20 protein-coding genes are annotated in these 16,628 nt (G+C 72.2%); 13 read left to right on the forward strand and 7 right to left on the reverse strand.

Going from position 1 to position 16,628, the window contains the following annotated elements; genetic code table 11:
• Window positions 1-186: 186 nt before the first annotated feature.
• A complete protein-coding gene (locus tag CLT68_RS12615; RefSeq protein WP_099851039.1) occupies window positions 187-666 on the reverse strand; it encodes a DUF6232 family protein in 480 nt (159 codons plus the stop codon).
• 98 nt (window positions 667-764) lie between these two features.
• Between CLT68_RS12615 and CLT68_RS12620 the strand changes: the two genes are divergently transcribed.
• On the forward strand, window positions 765-1,538 hold the full coding sequence (locus CLT68_RS12620) for an enoyl-CoA hydratase/isomerase family protein (RefSeq protein ID WP_088946512.1): 774 nt from the start codon (window positions 765-767) through the stop codon (window positions 1,536-1,538).
• 117 nt (window positions 1,539-1,655) lie between these two features.
• Window positions 1,656-3,278, forward strand: a complete 1,623-nt coding sequence (locus CLT68_RS12625; RefSeq protein WP_099851041.1) for an acetolactate synthase — start codon at window positions 1,656-1,658, stop codon at window positions 3,276-3,278.
• Between the two features lie 48 nt (window positions 3,279-3,326).
• On the opposite strand, the gene CLT68_RS12630 is transcribed toward CLT68_RS12625, so the two are convergent.
• Genes CLT68_RS12630 through CLT68_RS12640 form a run of 3 tightly spaced genes read right to left on the reverse strand, consistent with a single transcriptional unit; the run spans window position 3,327 to window position 4,465 of the window.
• Window positions 3,327-3,743 (reverse strand): PLD nuclease N-terminal domain-containing protein, encoded by a 417-nt coding sequence (locus CLT68_RS12630; protein ID WP_088946514.1) that lies wholly within the window; start codon window positions 3,741-3,743, stop codon window positions 3,327-3,329.
• 27 nt (window positions 3,744-3,770) lie between these two features.
• Window positions 3,771-4,076, reverse strand: coding sequence for a DUF202 domain-containing protein (locus CLT68_RS12635; RefSeq protein ID WP_088946515.1), 306 nt, complete (start codon window positions 4,074-4,076; stop codon window positions 3,771-3,773).
• Window positions 4,073-4,465 (reverse strand): DUF202 domain-containing protein, encoded by a 393-nt coding sequence (locus CLT68_RS12640; RefSeq protein WP_099851042.1) that lies wholly within the window; start codon window positions 4,463-4,465, stop codon window positions 4,073-4,075. Before CLT68_RS12640 ends, CLT68_RS12635 begins: the two co-directional genes overlap by 4 nt.
• Before the next feature lie 41 nt (window positions 4,466-4,506).
• On the opposite strand from CLT68_RS12640, the gene CLT68_RS12645 reads away from it, so the two are divergent.
• From CLT68_RS12645 to CLT68_RS12660, 4 genes are all read left to right on the forward strand, one after another.
• The gene (locus CLT68_RS12645; RefSeq protein ID WP_099851044.1) at window positions 4,507-5,304 is read left to right on the forward strand and encodes a GNAT family N-acetyltransferase; all 798 of its coding nucleotides are present in this window, start codon (window positions 4,507-4,509) and stop codon (window positions 5,302-5,304) included.
• Window positions 5,305-5,306: 2 nt separating this feature from the next.
• Complete coding sequence (locus CLT68_RS12650) at window positions 5,307-5,714, forward strand: hypothetical protein (RefSeq protein WP_088951504.1); 408 nt, start codon at window positions 5,307-5,309, stop codon at window positions 5,712-5,714.
• Window positions 5,715-5,901: 187 nt separating this feature from the next.
• Window positions 5,902-6,681, forward strand: coding sequence for an electron transfer flavoprotein subunit beta/FixA family protein (locus CLT68_RS12655; RefSeq protein WP_099851045.1), 780 nt, complete (start codon window positions 5,902-5,904; stop codon window positions 6,679-6,681).
• Window positions 6,682-6,696: 15 nt separating this feature from the next.
• Window positions 6,697-7,656 (forward strand): electron transfer flavoprotein subunit alpha/FixB family protein, encoded by a 960-nt coding sequence (locus CLT68_RS12660; RefSeq protein WP_088946519.1) that lies wholly within the window; start codon window positions 6,697-6,699, stop codon window positions 7,654-7,656.
• Window positions 7,657-7,754: 98 nt separating this feature from the next.
• On the opposite strand, the gene CLT68_RS12665 is transcribed toward CLT68_RS12660, so the two are convergent.
• Together CLT68_RS12665 and CLT68_RS12670 are read right to left on the reverse strand one after the other, a co-directional pair.
• Window positions 7,755-8,636 carry an anti-sigma factor gene (locus CLT68_RS12665; protein ID WP_099851046.1) on the reverse strand — a complete coding sequence of 294 codons (882 nt, stop codon included), beginning with the start codon at window positions 8,634-8,636 and terminating at the stop codon, window positions 7,755-7,757.
• Window positions 8,590-9,192: an RNA polymerase sigma factor gene (locus CLT68_RS12670; RefSeq protein ID WP_088946521.1), complete on the reverse strand. Its 603-nt coding sequence runs from the start codon at window positions 9,190-9,192 to the stop codon at window positions 8,590-8,592. Before CLT68_RS12670 ends, CLT68_RS12665 begins: the two co-directional genes overlap by 47 nt.
• Before the next feature lie 230 nt (window positions 9,193-9,422).
• Here CLT68_RS12670 and CLT68_RS12675 point away from each other — a divergent pair, with 230 nt between their 5' ends.
• The 7 genes from CLT68_RS12675 (at window position 9,423) to CLT68_RS12705 (ending at window position 15,807) form a co-directional block, all read left to right on the forward strand.
• Window positions 9,423-10,253: a DUF4397 domain-containing protein gene (locus tag CLT68_RS12675; RefSeq protein WP_099851047.1), complete on the forward strand. Its 831-nt coding sequence runs from the start codon at window positions 9,423-9,425 to the stop codon at window positions 10,251-10,253.
• Window positions 10,250-10,903 (forward strand): class F sortase, encoded by a 654-nt coding sequence (locus CLT68_RS12680; RefSeq protein WP_099851049.1) that lies wholly within the window; start codon window positions 10,250-10,252, stop codon window positions 10,901-10,903. The genes CLT68_RS12675 and CLT68_RS12680 overlap by 4 nt, the downstream gene beginning before the upstream one ends.
• Before the next feature lie 101 nt (window positions 10,904-11,004).
• Window positions 11,005-12,180 (forward strand): cysteine desulfurase family protein, encoded by a 1,176-nt coding sequence (locus CLT68_RS12685; RefSeq protein ID WP_099851050.1) that lies wholly within the window; start codon window positions 11,005-11,007, stop codon window positions 12,178-12,180.
• A gap of 68 nt (window positions 12,181-12,248) precedes the next feature.
• Entirely contained in the window at window positions 12,249-13,322 is a 1,074-nt protein-coding gene (mnmA, locus tag CLT68_RS12690) for a tRNA 2-thiouridine(34) synthase MnmA (protein ID WP_199177039.1), read from the forward strand.
• A gap of 37 nt (window positions 13,323-13,359) precedes the next feature.
• Window positions 13,360-14,364 carry a methionine synthase gene (locus tag CLT68_RS12695; protein WP_099851053.1) on the forward strand — a complete coding sequence of 335 codons (1,005 nt, stop codon included), beginning with the start codon at window positions 13,360-13,362 and terminating at the stop codon, window positions 14,362-14,364.
• A 36-nt stretch (window positions 14,365-14,400) separates the two neighbouring features.
• Complete coding sequence (locus CLT68_RS12700; RefSeq protein ID WP_179782464.1) at window positions 14,401-14,766, forward strand: VOC family protein; 366 nt, start codon at window positions 14,401-14,403, stop codon at window positions 14,764-14,766.
• A 30-nt stretch (window positions 14,767-14,796) separates the two neighbouring features.
• On the forward strand, window positions 14,797-15,807 hold the full coding sequence (locus CLT68_RS12705) for an ADP-ribosylglycohydrolase family protein (protein WP_199177040.1): 1,011 nt from the start codon (window positions 14,797-14,799) through the stop codon (window positions 15,805-15,807).
• A 188-nt stretch (window positions 15,808-15,995) separates the two neighbouring features.
• Here CLT68_RS12705 and CLT68_RS12710 read toward each other — a convergent pair whose 3' ends face one another.
• Complete coding sequence (locus tag CLT68_RS12710; RefSeq protein WP_231927239.1) at window positions 15,996-16,559, reverse strand: type II toxin-antitoxin system PemK/MazF family toxin; 564 nt, start codon at window positions 16,557-16,559, stop codon at window positions 15,996-15,998.
• Window positions 16,560-16,628 lie beyond the last annotated feature (69 nt).

Here is a 16,628-nt window from a genome sequence, read left to right on the forward strand (position 1 = left end):
GGGGCCTCGTGGGGGACCGATTCGTCTGCGACATCAGCTCCAAAGGGTCCGCCGGTATACCGCTGCCCTCGCAGCGACCAGGCTGACGCAGGCGACCGCGGGAGCGCGGGAGCGCGGGTTCGCGCCGCTGGTCCCGCCGGCGGCGATCGGGCTGGCCGGGCGGGACGTGAACGGAATTAGGGGTGGCTAGCGGCGGGTGACGGGGCGCGCCGGTTGGCTGTGCTCGACCGCGCGCTGCACCGCCCGATAGATCTGCCCGAAGCGCAGCGCGTCGCCGGTGCGCAGCAGCCGCACCGGCTGACCGCGCCAGCGGGCCCAGATCTCCAGTTGGCGGCTGCCCCGGGAGTACGAGCGGTCCAGGTGTTCGAAGAGAAAGTCGGCGACCGGCCCGACGGCCAACCCGACCAGCACCGACGCGCCGACGATCGCGATCGTCACTGTCGGTGAGCGGTGCAGCCAGACGGCCACGCCGATGCCGAGCACCGCCGCGACCAGCGGACCGGCGAGTGCGGCACCGATCGCGCCCCGCCCGACGAGCACGCGCCACGAGCGGGTGCCCCGGCGGTGCCAGATCATGGTGATGTCGGCGAGCGCGTAGGCGCGGCCGTCGACGCGGACGGTGGTGGAGGTGACCTGCACCGACCTGTCGTCGTAGTACGTCGTCATGGCTGGACTCCCGCCCACGGGGCTGACACCACACTACTTACCCAAACGAGCCGGGTCGTAAGGTTGGCACGCGACTTCGACGAGGAAGTGAGGGCAGCGTGGGCGAGTTCGTTCGGCTGGAGACCAAGGACGGCATCGGCACGATCCGGCTGGAGCGGCCGCCGATGAACGCGCTCAACACCCAGGTGCAGGAGGAGTTGCGCGCCGCCGCCGCGGCGGCCACCGCCGATCCTGAGGTCCGCGCCGTCATTGTGTACGGCGGGGAGAAGGTCTTCGCCGCCGGCGCGGACATCAAGCAGATGGCCGAGATGTCCTATGTCGACATGGCCGACCGTGCGGCGAATCTGTCCAGTGCGCTCGGTGCGATCGCCCGGATCCCCAAGCCGGTGGTCGCGGCGATCACCGGGTACGCCCTCGGTGGCGGCTGCGAGCTGGCGTTGGCCTGCGACTGGCGGGTCGTCGCCGAGGACGCCAAGCTCGGCCAGCCGGAGATCAAGCTGGGCATCATCCCCGGTGCCGGCGGCACACAGCGGCTGGCCCGCCTGGTCGGCCCGGCCCGCGCCAAGGACCTGATCATGTCCGGCCGGATGGTGGACGCGCAGGAGGCACTGCGGATCGGTCTGGCCGACCGGGTCGCCCCGGCCGCCGAGGTGTACGACACGGCCGTCGCGCTGATCACCCCGTACCTGACGGGTCCCGTGCAGGCGCTGCGCGCGGCGAAGCTGGCGGTCGACGGCGGCCTGGACATGGACCTGAACTCGGGTCTGGCCTGGGAGAGTCAGCTCTTCGCGGCGCTGTTCGCGACCGACGACCGGCGTGAGGGCATGGCGGCCTTCGTCGAGAAGCGCAAGCCGGACTTCACCGGCCGCTGACCGGGTGGGGGCTGGCGGCTCGTGCCGCCAGCCCGACGGCGAGCCGAGAATTGTTCACATTGTGCCTACCGGCCAGTAGCGTGTGGCTTCGGTCATGAGCGACGAGAAGGAGCGGCGATGACGGAGCGGATCGAGGGTCACGGCGGCGAGTTGGCGCTCGCGGCACTACGCGCGCAAGGCGTGCGGGAGATGTTCACACTCTCCGGCGGGCACGTCTTCCCGCTCTACGACGCCGCGCACAAGACCGACTTCCCGATCTACGACGTCAGGCACGAGCAGTCCGCGGTCTTCGCCGCCGAGGCGGTGGCCAAGCTGCAGCGCCGGCCCGGTCTCGCCGTGCTCACCGCCGGGCCCGGTGTCACCAACGGCATCTCCGGCATGACCAGCGCCTTCTTCAACGCCTCGCCGGTGCTGGTGCTCGGTGGCCGCGCGCCCGCGTTCCGCTGGGGCTCCGGCAGCCTCCAGGAGATGGACCACCTGCCGCTGGTCGCCCCGGTCACCAAGCACGCCGAGACGGTGTTCAGCACCGACGACATCCCGCGCGCGGTGGGTGCGGCGCTGCACGCCGCGCTCACCCCGCACCGCGGCCCGGCCTTCCTCGACTTTCCGCTGGAGACGGTCTTCTCGGTCGCCGAGGTCGAGATGCCCGCCGTGACGGGCGTCGACCCGGTCGTACCCGACCCGGAGGAGGTCGGCCGCGCCGCGATGCTCATCGCCGCGGCGCAGCGACCGGTCATCATCGCCGGCTCCGACGTGTACGCGGGCGACGCGGTCGCCGCACTGCGCGAGGCGGCCGAGGCACTGCAGGTGCCGGTCTTCACCAACGGCATGGGGCGCGGTTCACTCCCGCCGGAGCACCCGCTCGCGTTCGCCAAGGCCCGACGGGCCGCGCTCTCCGGCGCCGACGTGGTCGTGGTGGTGGGCACCCCGCTGGACTTCCGGCTCAGCTTCGGTGACTTCGGCGAGGCCAAGGTGGTGCACATCGTCGACGCGCCGAGCCAGCGGGCGACGCACGTGCAGCCGGCCGTCGCCCCCGCCGGCGACCTGCGTCTGATTCTCTCCGCGCTGGCCGACCACGCCGGCGACCGGACCGACCACTCCGACTGGATCGGCGACCTGCGGGTCGCCGAGGACGCGGCGAAGGCGCGGGACGCCGCGGAGATGGCCGCCGAGACCGACCCGATCCGCCCCGCCCGGATCTACGGCGAACTGCGTCGGGTGCTGGCCCCCGACGCGATCACCATCGGCGACGGCGGTGACTTCGTGTCGTACGCCGGGCGTTACCTGGAGCCGGCCCAGCCCGGCACCTGGTTGGACCCGGGCCCGTACGGCTGCCTGGGCACCGGCATGGGCTACGCGATGGGTGCCCGGGTCAGTCACCCGGACCGGCAGATCTGCGTGCTGATGGGCGACGGCGCGGCCGGCTTCTCGCTGATGGATGTCGAGTCGCTGGTCCGTCAGAAGCTGCCGGTGGTGATCGTCGTCGGCAACAACGGCATCTGGGGGCTGGAGAAGCACCCGATGCGGGCCATGTACGGCTACGACGTGGCCGCCGACCTCCAGCCGGAGCTGCGGTACGACACGGTGGTCAGCGCGCTCGGCGGTGCAGGGGAGACGGTCGCCAAGGCGGCCGACCTGGGTCCGGCCCTGAAGCGGGCGTTCGACGCTGGAGTGCCGTACCTGGTGAACGTGCTCACCGACCCGACCGACGCGTACCCCCGGTCGTCGAACCTGGCCTGAGTCGCACCCGCCGCCGTCGTCGCCCCGCCCGGGGCGGCGGCGGCGCGCTCACACCTCCGGTCGGTCACCCTCGCGGGGCGGGTCACCGTCGCGTCGGCGCAGGTCGTCCTCGCGCCGGCGCAGGTCCTCCTCCCAGCGGCGGAAGAGCTCCTGGTCCTGCTGCTTGGCCCGGTCCTGCACGGAGCGCAGGAACTCCGGGTCGTCGTCCGGCGCGACCGGCCGGGGGCGCTGCCGCTCGGGGGACGAGGTGCCACCGGGCCAGCCCTTGCTGGCGCCGGAGCTGGGCTGCCGGCCGACGATGAACCAGGCGATCGAGCCGACCAGCGGGAAGAACAGGATGATCAGCACCCAGGCGATCCGGGGAAGGGCACGGATCTTGCCCTCCTCGGCGGAGAGACAACTGATCAGCGCGCAGACGGCGAGGACAATCTGCACCAGGAAGAGGAGTACGCCAAGCCGGGCCATGCACCCATGATGACTCACCGGATCGCGTCACCCTAGTCCGCGAAGAACCAGCAGCACTCCCAGTAGTGCGAGCCCCACGGTGCCGAGCGCGACCAGGGGCAGTGTCCGGCCGCCGGTGCGGGCCGGACCGGTGCCGGTGCCCCGGGGCCAGCAGAGCACCAGCAGAGCGCCCCACAGCAGGACGGTGACGCCGGCGACCAGTGCCCCGACCGGGCCTCCGGCCGACGCCAGCCGGACCGCCAGCGCGGTGACCACGGTCACCGTGAGCAGGGTGCGCCGCCAGGCCAGCCGGGTCCGCTCCGCTTGCAGCCCCGGGTCGCGGCCGGTGCTCACGGCCCGCCGATCGCCCGTGCCAGGACGGCGACCACCAGCAGCACCGCCCCGGCGCCGACGGCGAGGGCGAGGATGGCGGGAAACCGGGACGCGGGCAACTCCTCACCGAGCCGGATGGCCCGTTCGGTACGCGCCCAGTGGTCCACGGCGCGGATCGCGACCGCGCCGCCGAGCAGCAGCAGCGCTACCGCGATCACCTCCCGCAGGTGGCTCATCGGCAGGGGCGGCAGGAACTGCGCGGTGGCCAACCCGCCGCCGACCAGCGCCAGCCCGGTGCGCAGCCAGGCGAGGAACGTCCGTTCGTTGGCCAGGGAGAACCGGTAGTCCGGTGGTTCACCGACCGAGCGCAGCTCCGTCGGGTCGAACCATCGCCTGATCGCCTCCCACACGGAGCCGATTATCCGCTTCCCATCCCGCTTAGCCTGGGCCGGTGACTGATCTCGACATCCTGACGCTGCGTACCGCCTACGACAACCAGCTCCGCCCGGAGATCCCCGACCCGGTTCCGGCCGGGGTGACGGTGGAGCGGGACGGGCCGCTGGTCCGGATCACCGGGCTCGACGCCGGTGGGTTCATCACCTACCGCGATCTGGGCGGGTTGACCGGCGACGCGCTGGACGAGCTGATCGCCAGGCAGGTGCGGTTGTGCCGTGAGCGGGGCGAGTCGGCGGAGTGGAAGCTCAACGAGCACGACGAACCGGCGGACCTGGCGGACCGTCTGCGCGCCGCCGGCTTCGTCGCGGAGGACCGGGAGACCGTCGTGGTCGGGCCGGTCGCGCCGCTGGCCGCCGCGCTGCCGGTCATCCCCGAGGGGGTACGCCTGCGTGAGGTGACCTCCCGCGCCGACCTGGAGCGGATCGCCGCCATGGAGGAGGAGGTCTGGCAGGAGGACCGCTCGCACCTGGTCTGGGGGCTGGCGAAGGAGATCGACGCCGACCCGCACTCGATCACCGTGGTGGTGGCCGAGGCGGACGACACGGTGGTGAGCGCCGGCTGGGTGCGCTTCCCGGCGAACACCGGCTTCGCCAGCCTCTGGGGTGGGTCCACCCTCCCGCAGTGGCGTCGCAAGGGCATCTACCGGGCGCTGGTCACCTACCGCGCCCGGCTGGCCGACCAGCGGGACCGGACGCTGATGCAGGTCGACTGTTCCGAGGACAGCCGCCCGATCCTGCAGCGGCTCGGCCTCGTCGCGGTCACCACCACCACCCCGTACGTCTACACTCCGTGATCATGGAGCAGCGGTTGACGGACGAGGAGCGGTTGACCATCAAGACCGGTGCCTTCGGCGCCGTCTTCCTGGTCTCCAACGCCGATCCCGGGGTGCTGGGGGTGATCCGGGAGAGCATCGCGGCGTCCGGCGCGCTCGCCGACGCCAGCGGGGCGGTCAAGGAGGCGCTGACCACCGGTCCGCTGCCGTGGCTTCCCCGGGACTCACAGTTGGAGATCGAGTCGGTGGTGCTGCCGGCGTTGCGGCAGGCGGTGCTGATCCTGCGCGACAAGTCACCGGCGGACGTCGAGGCGTACCGCTCGGTGGTGTTGACCGCTGCGGACCGGGTGGCCCGGGCGCACGACGGGATCGCAGCCTCCGAGGCTGCGGCCATCGACCAGATCCGGGTGGCGCTCTCCGAGCCGACCTGAACGAACGCGCGTCGGTGAGCTGTGTCACTCTCGGTGCCTCGGGAGCGCAACCTACTGGCAGGTAACATTGCGCCGTGGGCAACTGCACAGCAGCCCCCGGTTGACCTGGCGTCGACCGACGCGCGACGCTGCGCCCCAGACCGGGCGAGCAAATAGCAACACCACACAGGAGGGTCGTCGAAGCGCGATGAATATCGTCGTACTCGTCAAGCAGGTGCCTGATTCGGGCGCGGACCGCAACCTGCGCAATGACGACAACACCGTCGACCGCGGTTCGGCGAACAACGTGATCAATGAGATGGACGAGTACGCCATCGAGGAGGCGCTGAAGATCAAGGAGGCGCACGGCGGCGAGGTCACCATCCTGACCATGGGTCCGGACCGGGCGACCGAGTCGATCCGCAAGGCGCTCTCCATGGGCCCGGACAAGGCCGTCCACGTGCTGGACGACGCCCTGCACGGCTCCTGTGCCATCGCCACCTCGAAGGTGCTCGCCGCAGCCCTCGGTCAGCTGAATGCGGACCTGGTCATCTGCGGCGCGGAGTCCACCGACGGTCGGGTCCAGGTCATGCCGCACATGATCGCCGAGCGGCTGGGCGTCGCGGCGCTCACCGGCGCCCGCAAGCTCACCGTCGACGGCGCGACGCTGACCGTCGAGCGGCAGACCGAGGAGGGCTACGAGGTCGTCACCGCCTCCACCCCGGCCGTGGTCTCCGTCTGGGACACGATCAACGAGCCGCGCTACCCCTCCTTCAAGGGCATCATGGCCGCGAAGAAGAAGCCGGTGCAGACGCTCTCGCTGGCCGAGCTCGGTGTCGCTCCCGCCGAGGTGGGCTTCAACGGCGCCACCAGTGCCGTCGTCGAGCACACCAAGCGCCCGCCGCGCTCCGGCGGCGCCAAGATCACCGATGAGGGCGAGGGCGGCGTCAAGCTGGTCGAGTTCCTCGCCACCGAGAAGTTCGTGTGAGAGGGGGGTTCTGACATGTCTGAGGTTCTCGTCGTCGTCGAAGCCACCAAGGAATTCGGCGTCAAGAAGGTCACCCTGGAAATGCTCACCCTCGCGCGTGAGCTGGGCACCCCGAGCGCGGTGGTGCTCGGTGGCGCCGGCGCCGCCGAGGCGCTGAGCGGCAAGCTGGGCGAGTACGGTGCGGAAAAGATCTACGCCGCCGAGGGTGACGAGATCGACGGCTACCTGGTGGCGCCCAAGGCCACCGTGCTGGCCGAACTGGTCAAGCGGGTGCAGCCGGCAGCCGTGCTGCTGGCCTCGGCCCAGGAGGGCAAGGAGATCGCCGCCCGCCTCGCCGTCAAGCTGGACAACGGCATCCTGACCGACGTGGTCGGCCTGGACGCCGACGGCACCGCGACCCAGGTAGCCTTCGCCGGCTCCACCATCGTCAAGGCCAAGGTCACCAAGGGCCTGCCGCTGGTCACCGTGCGACCCAACTCGGTCACCCCGAGCCCGGCCGCCGCCACCCCGGCGATCGAGCAGCTCACCGTGTCGGTCACCGACACCGACAAGCTGGCCAAGGTCGTCGAGCGGGTCGCCGAGCAGAAGGGCTCCCGCCCCGAGCTGACCGAGGCCGGCGTGGTCGTCTCCGGCGGTCGCGGTGTCGGCAACGCCGACAACTTCAAGCTGGTCGAGGAGCTGGCCGACCTGCTCGGTGGCGCCGTCGGCGCGTCCCGCGCGGCCGTCGACTCCGGTTTCTACCCGCACCAGTTCCAGGTGGGCCAGACCGGCAAGACGGTCTCCCCGCAGCTCTACGTCGCGCTCGGCATCTCCGGTGCCATCCAGCACCGGGCCGGCATGCAGACCTCGAAGACCATCGTCGCGGTCAACAAGGACGGCGAGGCGCCGATCTTCGAGCTGGCCGACTTCGGCGTGGTGGGCGACCTGTTCAAGATCGTCCCGCAGGCCGCTGAGGAGATCCGCAAGCGCAAGTGACACCCAGCACGTGAAGAAGTGGCCGCCCCCGATGGGGGCGGCCACTTCTCTTCGGTGGGAGCTGATCGGCGGGCCGGGGAGCTGAGCCGGCCCACCGATCAGCCCGTCAGGGTGCCCCTCAGCAGGCTGTCGCCGGAGTGGCGGGTGTTGTTGTCGTACTGCTCGGCGGAGACGTCGACCACCGAATAGCTCGTGAGGTCGACATTCGGGGGCAGGGGCAGCAGCGCGTCCGAACCGCCACCCAGGGTGCCCACAGAGAACATCTCCATCGTCGTCGGATTGATGAGCCAGACCTCGTAGTACCCAGGGACGCGCGGGAGATTCGCCACATGCAGATGCAGTTGGCCGTCCCGCAGAACCCGTGCGTCACCCTTGGCCGCCGGTGGCGTCGATCCGTACGCCGCCAGTGGCGCGCTCGCCACCACCACCTGCGTCGGAGCGGGTGCCGGGTCGTCCGGCCGCAGCACGGAGACCGTGCCCAGCACACCGACCGCCGCGGCGGCTGCCGCGGTCACCGCCGTGGCCGCCCAGCGCGACCAGCCAGAGCCCCGACGGGACCGGCGCGCCGAATCCAGCCGGGTGACCGTCGGCCGGGTCGTCGTGCCGGTGGCCTGCTCGCCCGTCGTGCCGGCGGATGGTGTGGCCGTCGTGCCGGTGGCCCGTCCGAACGGCGTGTCGTTGGTCTGCCCGGTCAGGGTGCCGACGCCCTGCCCAGGGACCTGCTGCCATCGGGTCTCGGCCTGGGCCTGCTGGGTCTCGGCCGCTCTGACCTGGGCGGCGATGCCCTGCCAGATGTGCTCCGGCGGGTCGGGTAGGTCAGCCAGGCCCTGCGTCTCGGTGCCGAGCCCGGCCACCTGCTGAAAGGTCGCCACCTCCGCACGGCAGAGCGCGCAGGTGCCGAGGTGGGTGCTCTCGGCGTTGTCCGCCTCGCTCTCACCGAGTGCCAGAAAGACCAGCCGGTCGTGGTCCAGGTGCTGCACCGTCCACCTCCCATCTGCGTTTCAAGCTCGCCATACCGCGCCGGATGTGGCTCTTCACGGTGCCCAACGGCACTCCGGTCACCGCGGCTATCTGCTGGTGTGTCAGGTCGTCGTAGAAGGCCAACTCCAGCATGCGTCGCTGGTCGTCCGGGAGACGGGCCAGCTCGTCGGCGATCACCAGCCGGTCCACCACGCGATCCGGGTCCGGGCCGGTCGGCGCCGGCTCGGGCAGCTGACGGACCGTCTCCACCACCCGGGTCTCCCGGGCGGAGGCGCGCATCCGGTCGATCACCTTTCGCCGGCCGATGCCGAGCAGCCAGCCGATCAGCGATCCCTTCGCCGGGTCGAAGGTGTCCCGACCCAGCCAGGCGGCGACGAACGTGGCCTGGGTCACGTCCTCCGCGTCGCTGCGGTTGGCCAGCATGGAGGTGGCCAGATGGAGCACGGCGCGACCGTACCGGTCGTACGCCTCGCGGAGGGCCACGTCGTCGCCCGCCCGGAAGCGGAGATCGAGGTCGTCCACCGGAGGGTCCGGTTCCTGTCGTATGGCCGTCATCGGGCGGCTCGCCTTCGATGGGGCATACCCGACTGTAGCTGCCACAGTCTCCGCCCCACTCTCCCGGTCGATGTCATCTCACCTGCTCTTCGTGTCCCAGGCCCGGTCCGGATGCAATCGAGGCCGGAAAAAGAAAAGTGCGGCCGAGCGCATCCACCCGTCGGAGAGCCGGCGTAACCCCTTCTGCAAGCAAGGCCTGACGAATCAGCAGTAATCAGCAGGAGGCAGACATGCAGCTTTCGTACTTCCGTCGGGTCGCCGCGGGCGGCGCGGTCGCCGCGCTGGCCTTCGCCGGCGTCGGCGCGCTCACCGCCACCCCCGCGTACGCCGCCACGGCGAAGGTCTCCGTCGTGCACGGCATCCCGGACACCCCGGTCGACGTCTACGTCAACGGCAAGAAGACGCTGGACAACTTCAAGCCCGGCGACGTCGCCGGCCCGCTGAACCTGGAGGAGGGCGACTACGACATCGCGCTCACCAAGCCCGGCGAGCCGATCGGCAGCGCGATCCTCAAGGTCGACAACGCGGCCGTCCCGGGCGGGGCGAACATCAGCATCGCGGCCCACCTCGACGCCGGCGGCCAGCCGAAGATCACGCCGTTCGTGAACGACGTCTCGAAGGTCGCCGCCGGCAAGGCCCGGCTCATCGTCCGGCACACCGCCGCCGCCCCCGAGGTGGACGTGCGGGCCGGTGGCACCCCGGTCTTCAAGGGGCTCACCAACCCGAACGAGGCCAAGGGCGACGTCGACGCGGGCAACGTGAAGGCGGACGTGGTGCTGGCCGGCACCGACACCGTGGCGATCGGCCCGGCGGACCTCAACCTCAAGGAGGGGACCGCGACGATCGTCTACGCGATCGGTTCCGCCGAGGGCAAGACGCTCGACGTGGTGGCACAGACCATCACCGGCCTGCACTCCGCCCCCGGCGGCGTGCCGAGCGGTGACGGTGGTCAGGCCGGCACGGGCGTGAACACCTGGTGGTACGCGCTCACCGGTGCCGGCGTACTCCTGCTGCTCGGTGGTGGGGTGCGGATGGCGACCGCGCGGACCGGTCGCAAGTGACGGTGCGCAACCGCGGCGCGCTGGCGGCCCTGGCCGCCGGCGTTGCCGCGCTCACCGTCTCCACCCTGGTGGCGTGCGGCTCCCAACCGGCAGAGAACGTGGGCGCCGACGAGGCGAGCACGCTGGCCAGCACTCCGGCGACCGCCACCAGCGCTCCCTCGGTCCCGGTGACCGTCGGTGAGCTGCCGGCCGACGCGGCGATCGTCCCCCCGGTCCGGTTGGTGATCCCGGGGATCGACGTCACGGCCACCGTCAACGCGGTCGGCATCAACGAGCGGACCAACGAGTTCGAGGTGCCGCCGAGCGTCGACCAGATCGGCTGGTACCGCTACGGCCCCGGCCTGGAAACGGACGCCGGCTCGGTGGTCATCGCCGGTCACGTGGACAGCGCCAAGCAGGGCAAGGGCGCGTTCTTCCGGCTGCGGGAACTGGACCAGGGCGACACCCTGACCGCGACCGGCAGCGACGGCGAGGCCCGGCAGTACCGGGTCATCGCCCGCGAGGAGTACGACAAGACCAAGATCCCGCTGGACCGGTACTTCGCCCGGGACGGCAAGCCGCGGCTGACCCTGATCACCTGTGGTGGGCCGTTCGACGCCAAGGCCCGCAAGTACCGCGACAACATCGTCGTCACCGCGGTGCCCGCCTGACGAGGACCACGACGTGCCGGGGTGGGGCTTCCCACCCCGGCCGTCGGCGGAGTCCCCTCCGGCATTCGGCCGCCGAGGTGTCGGCCGTAGGCTGAACCGTGATGGCTTACCTGGATCACGCGGCGACGACTCCGATGCTCGATGAGGCACTGGAGGCGTACGTCGCTACCGCCCGCGAGGTCGGCAACGCGTCCTCCCTGCACGCGGCGGGTCGCCGTGCCCGTCGCCGGGTCGAAGAGTCGCGCGAACGGGTGGCCGCTGTCCTCGGCGCCCGGCCATCTGAGGTGATCTTCACCGGTGGTGGCACGGAGAGTGACAACCTCGCGGTCAAGGGCATCTTCTGGGCCCGCCGGGGAGCCGGCTCCAACCGCCGCCGGGTGGTCTCCAGCGCCGTCGAGCACCACGCAGTGCTGGACGCGGTCGACTGGCTGGCCCAGCACGAGGGCGCCGAAATCGGCTGGCTGCCCGTGGACGCCGCCGGTCGGCTCGACCCGGAGGATCTGCGCGCCGAGCTGGCCGCGCACGCCGACCGGGTGGCCGTCGTCACCGCGATGTGGGCGAACAACGAGGTGGGCACCGTTCAGCCCGTCGCCGAGCTGGCCGCCGTCGCCGCCGAGCACGGTGTGCCGTTCCACACCGACGCCATCCAGGCGGTCGGTCAGGTGCCCGTCGACTTCGCCGCCAGTGGCGTCGCCGCGCTGACCGTGACCGGGCACAAGCTGGGCGGCCCGACCGGGGTGGGTGCGCTGCTGCTCGCCCGGGACGTCGCGGCCACGCCGCTGCTGCACGGCGGCGGGCAGGAACGCGACGTACGCTCCGGCACCCTGGACACCGCCGGCATCGTCGCCTTCGCGGTCGCGGTCGAGGCGGCGGTGAAGGGCCAACAGGAGTACGCGGCCCGGGTGGCCGCGCTCCGGGACGACCTGATCGAACGGGTCCGTCGGGCGGTGCCCGAGGTGATCTACAACGGTGACCCGACCGACCGGCTGCCCGGCAACGCGCACTTCTCCTTCCCGGGCTCCGAGGGGGACGCCCTGCTGCTCCTGCTCGACGCGCAGGGGATCGCCTGCTCGACGGGGTCGGCCTGCTCTGCCGGGGTGGCCCAGCCGTCGCACGTGCTGCTGGCGATGGGTGCCGACGACGACCGCGCCCGCTCCTCGCTGCGCTTCACCCTGGGTCACACGAGCACCCAGGCCGACATCGACGCCGTGGTGGCGGCTCTCCCGGCGGCGGTGGACCGAGCCCGCCGAGCCGCCGCGCTCCGCACCCCCCGCTGACCCGGCTCCGGGGGGTTTTCCGAGCTGGTGGATAGGGTTGTCGTGGGGACGGGGAAGGGAGTGGGTCGGTGAGGGTTCTGGCGGCTATGTCGGGCGGGGTTGACTCGGCCGTGGCGGCGGCGCGGGCGGTGGCGGCCGGGCACGACGTGACCGGCGTGCACCTGGCCCTGGCCCGCAACCCACAGACCTATCGGACCGGGGCGCGGGGCTGCTGCACCCTGGAGGATTCCCGGGACGCGCGGCGGGCCGCCGACGTGATCGGCATCCCCTTCTACGTGTGGGACATGGCCGACCGCTTCCACGAGGACGTGGTGGACGACTTCGTCGCCGAGTACGCCGCCGGTCGCACGCCAAACCCCTGCCTGCGCTGCAACGAGAAGATCAAGTTCGCGGCGGTGCTGGACCGGGCGGTGGCCCTGGGCTTCGACGCGGTGGTCACCGGTCACCACGCCCGGCTCGGCCCGGACGGGCTGCTGCGCCGCAGCGTCGACATCGCCAAGGACCAGTCGTACGTGCTGGCCGTGCTCACCCGCGAGCAGCTGGACCGGTCGATCTTCCCGCTGGGCGACTCGACCAAGGCGCAGGTCCGCGCGGAGGCCGCCGAGCGTGGCCTGGCGGTGGCCGACAAGCCGGATTCGCACGACATCTGCTTCATCGCCGACGGTGACACCCGCGGCTTCCTGGCCGGCCGGCTCGGCGAGGCGCCCGGCGACGTGGTGGACGCGAGCACCGGCGCGGTGGTCGGCAGTCACAGCGGCGCGTACGCGTACACGGTGGGGCAGCGTCGCGGCCTGCACCTGGACCGACCCGCCCCGGACGGCCGACCGCGTTACGTGCTCTCCATCACCCCGAAGACCAACACGGTGACCGTCGGCCCCGCCGAGGCGCTGGAGGTGTCCGAGGTCCGCGCCGTCCGTCCGGTCTGGACCGGCGGCGCACGCCCGGACGCCCCGGTGGAGTGCGAGGTGCAGCTACGCGCCCACGGCAGCGTGGTGCCGGCGACCGTCGCCCTCGACGGCGACACGATGCACGCCGACCTGCGCCAGCCGGTACGCGGCGTCGCCGCTGGTCAGGCCGTGGTCGCGTACCGGGCGGACCCGGCCGGCGACGTGGTCCTCGGCTCCGCGACCATCACCGGCTGACCGCACGGCCCGGGTGTTCGCGGGATAGCCTTCGGCCGTGACAGATCAGGCGTGGCCCTGGCCGGCCGGCGCGGCAACCGGAATTGGTTCGCTGCCCGGCACCGACATCGGCGAGGCACAGCGGGTGATCCTCGGTGAGCTTCCCGAGCTGCCCCACCTGCCCGAGTTGCCGGCCCGTGGTCCCGGCGCGGACATGATCGGCCGGTCCGCCGGGCTGCTCGTCGAGCTGCCCGTCGAGGTCTACGCCGGGCGGTGGCGGGTCGCCCCACGCTCGGGCCGCGATCTGCGCCGGGCCCGTGACCTGATGGAACGCGACCTGGACCAGCTCGCCGAGCAGGCCGAGGAGTACGCCGGGCCGATCAAGGTGCAGGCCGCCGGTCCGCTCACCCTGGCCGCCTCGCTGGAGCTGCCGATCGGTGGCCGTCTGCTGCGCGACCCCGGCGCCGTCCGCGATCTGACCGGCTCCCTCGCCGAAGGGTTGCGCGCGCACGTCGCGGCGGTGGCCCGACGGCTGCCCCAGGCGTCGGTGCTGCTCCAGCTGGACGAACCGTCGCTGCCGACCGTGCTGGCCGGGCGGGTGCCGACCGAGAGTGGGCTTGGCGCGTACCGGGCGGTCGACCCGGTGGACGCTGCCGCTCTGCTGCGCACTGTCGTCGAGGCGGTCGGGGTGCCGACGCTGGTGCACTGCTGCGCCCCGGACGTGCCGCTGGAGCTGATCCGCTCCACCGGCGCCGTCGCGGTCGCCCTCGACCTGGACCTGGTCACCAAACTGGACCCGCTGGGCGAGGCGATCGACGCCGGCCTCGGGTTGCTGGCCGGGGCCGCACCGACCCGGCCGCCGTCGGCCGGTGGCGCGCCGACCTCCGCGCAGATCGCCGATCGCGTACGCCAGGTCTGGGACCGCCTCGGCTTCCCTCGTCGGCAGCTGGCCGAGCAGGTGGTGATCACCCCCGCCTGCGGTCTCGCCGACGCCACCCCGGAGTACGCGCGCGCGGTGCTCGCGGCCTGTCGGGAGGCCGGTCGGCGGCTCGCGGAAGACTGAGGTTTTCTGTCGTACCCGGTGGGCAGGATGACGGTCATGATTGGACAGCTACGTTCAGTGGTGATCGACTGCCCGGACCCGCGGGCGTTGGCGACGTTCTACTCCGAGCTGCTCGGCGTGCCTTTCGTCGAGGGTGACACGGACGACGACTGGGTGGTGCTGGGCGGGCCGCCCGGTCACCAGCCGCGTCTCGCCTTCCAGCAGGCACTCAACCTACGGCCGCCGGCCTGGCCGGATCCGGAGCGTCCTCAGCAGTTCCACCTGGATGTGACGGTGGACGACATCGAGAGTGCGGAGAAGGCCGCGCTCGCGCTCGGTGCTCGGCGGCTGCCCGGTGAGGGCGAGGGCTTCCGGGTCTACGCCGATCCGGCCGGCCACCCGTTCTGCCTCTGCTGGGACTGAGCCTGACGGGGGTTGCGGCGGCCGGGCATCATGGCCGCCGTGATCCCTACCTCCCCGCTGCGCGCCTCCGGCTCACTCTTCGGCCTCGCCTACGGTGACGCGCTCGGCAAGCCGACCGAGTTCCTGACCGTCGCCGAGATCCAGCACCGTTATGGTCCGACCGGTCCACGGGAGTTGTCCGGCGAGCCGGCACTGGTCACCGACGACACCCAGATGGCCCTCGCGGTGGGTTGGGCGCTGCACGAGGCGCCCTCGCTCACCCCGGAGGCGGTGGAGCCACTGCTGCGGCAGCGTTTCCTGGCCTGGGCGGTCAGCCCGGACAACAACCGCGCCCCGGGCATGACCTGCCTGCGCGCCTGCGCCGAGCTGACCCACGGGGTGCGCTGGCAGGACGCCACCGTCATCGGGTCGAAGGGGTGCGGCGCCAACATGCGGGTCACCCCGGTCGGGCTGCTCGACGTCGACCTGGACACGCTCGCCGGCCTGGCCCAGCTACAGGCCGGGATGACGCACGGCCACCCGACCGGGCTGGCCGCCAGCGAGCTGACCGCGTACGCGGTCTTCGCGCTGCGCGCGGGCGCCACGCTGCCCGAGCTTCCCGCGCTGCTCACCGAGCGGGCACTCGCCCAACGCCTGATCTACCAGGAGCGGTGGCTGGGCGACCTCTGGCAGCGCGCCGACTCGCGTTCCCCGCAGGAGTTCATCGCCCACGGCTGGGACGAGTGCCTGACGGTGCTGGGCCGACTGACCAACGCCCTGGGCCAGCCGGACGACGGCGGTGACCCGTGCCGGGCCACTGGGGAGGGCTGGGTCGCCGAGGAGGCCCTGGCCACCGCGTTGCTCTGCGCCGTACGGCACGCCGACGACCCGGTCGCGGCACTGGCCCGGGGCGCGACCACCGCCGGCGACTCCGACTCGATCGCCGCCCTGGCCGGCGCGTTCGTGGGCGCGGCCGTCGGGATGAGCGCCTGGCCGAGCGGGTGGGCCGACCGCATCGAGTACGCGGACCAACTCGCCACCCTCGCCGAAGCCTGGGACTGAACCGCCCGGCCCCGCCCCTGCTCCGGCCTCGCCCTGCCTGGGCCCGCGCGGCCCGGCCCTGCGGGCGTGATCCACTCGGGTTCCTGGAAGTCGGGGTGTCCCACGGTCTCGGACGCCGCGCTTTTCAGAAACCCGAGTCGATCACTCTCTTGGCCAGTGCGACCAGGCAGCGACGACGCAGCGGCTCGTCAGGGGGTGGGCAGGTGACGCAGGCTGCGGACCTTCTTCCACAGGTCGGCGTCGCAGCGCCCGGCGTGGTCCTCGAAAGCCGCCGAGTTGAGTCGGATCGGCTCGGTCAGGCTCAGGTAGCTGTCGTGCTCCGCGCCGGGGTCCCAGTCGCGGGTGGGGATCCGCACGTGGTCGTCCCGGTCGCTCTTGTCCTGGCTGGTGATCTTCAGGACGTCGGCGCCCCGGGAGTCGGCGCGCAGCACCAGACAGGGACGTACCTTCGATCCGGTGCCGTCGGCGTACGGCACGTCGGCCCACCAGATGTCGCCCGGTGCCGGAGCACCGGCCGGCCGTCCGGTGTCGCGCGAGCGCGGCTTGGTGGCCGGTCGATCGGCGCCGCGTGGCCTCGGTGCCGTGGAACGACGGCCGGGGCGGCCGCCCCGACCCGGCCGGGTGCCCGGACGGCGGTTGGCCACCCGGTGTCGCCAACTGTTCCACGCCCAGCCAGCGGCCACCGCCAGCAGGATCGCCACCGCCCAGAGCAGCGCCTCGGGCATTCGTACCTCCGCCTCTCGGCGACCCACCGGGTCGCACCGTCCGGCGATCCTCGCACGCCGCCGCCCGTGCCGCCCGCCAACCCGGCGCGGGTGGGC

The sequence above is a fragment of the Micromonospora sp. CNZ299 genome, assembly GCF_002754415.1.

What these genes read in the sequence shown, in the direction of transcription:
- CLT68_RS12615 (WP_099851039.1), bottom strand. Translation starts at nt 666, where the DNA reads ATGACGACGTACTACGACGACAGGTCGGTGCAGGTCACCTCCACCACC.
- CLT68_RS12625 (WP_099851041.1), top strand. Translation starts at nt 1,656, where the DNA reads ATGACGGAGCGGATCGAGGGTCACGGCGGCGAGTTGGCGCTCGCGGCA.
- CLT68_RS12630 (WP_088946514.1), bottom strand. Translation starts at nt 3,743, where the DNA reads ATGGCCCGGCTTGGCGTACTCCTCTTCCTGGTGCAGATTGTCCTCGCC.
- CLT68_RS12650 (WP_088951504.1), top strand. Translation starts at nt 5,307, where the DNA reads ATGGAGCAGCGGTTGACGGACGAGGAGCGGTTGACCATCAAGACCGGT.
- CLT68_RS12655 (WP_099851045.1), top strand. Translation starts at nt 5,902, where the DNA reads ATGAATATCGTCGTACTCGTCAAGCAGGTGCCTGATTCGGGCGCGGAC.
- CLT68_RS12660 (WP_088946519.1), top strand. Translation starts at nt 6,697, where the DNA reads ATGTCTGAGGTTCTCGTCGTCGTCGAAGCCACCAAGGAATTCGGCGTC.
- CLT68_RS12670 (WP_088946521.1), bottom strand. Translation starts at nt 9,192, where the DNA reads ATGACGGCCATACGACAGGAACCGGACCCTCCGGTGGACGACCTCGAT.
- CLT68_RS12675 (WP_099851047.1), top strand. Translation starts at nt 9,423, where the DNA reads ATGCAGCTTTCGTACTTCCGTCGGGTCGCCGCGGGCGGCGCGGTCGCC.
- CLT68_RS12685 (WP_099851050.1), top strand. Translation starts at nt 11,005, where the DNA reads ATGGCTTACCTGGATCACGCGGCGACGACTCCGATGCTCGATGAGGCA.
- CLT68_RS12700 (WP_179782464.1), top strand. Translation starts at nt 14,401, where the DNA reads ATGATTGGACAGCTACGTTCAGTGGTGATCGACTGCCCGGACCCGCGG.
- CLT68_RS12705 (WP_199177040.1), top strand. Translation starts at nt 14,797, where the DNA reads ATGGCCGCCGTGATCCCTACCTCCCCGCTGCGCGCCTCCGGCTCACTC.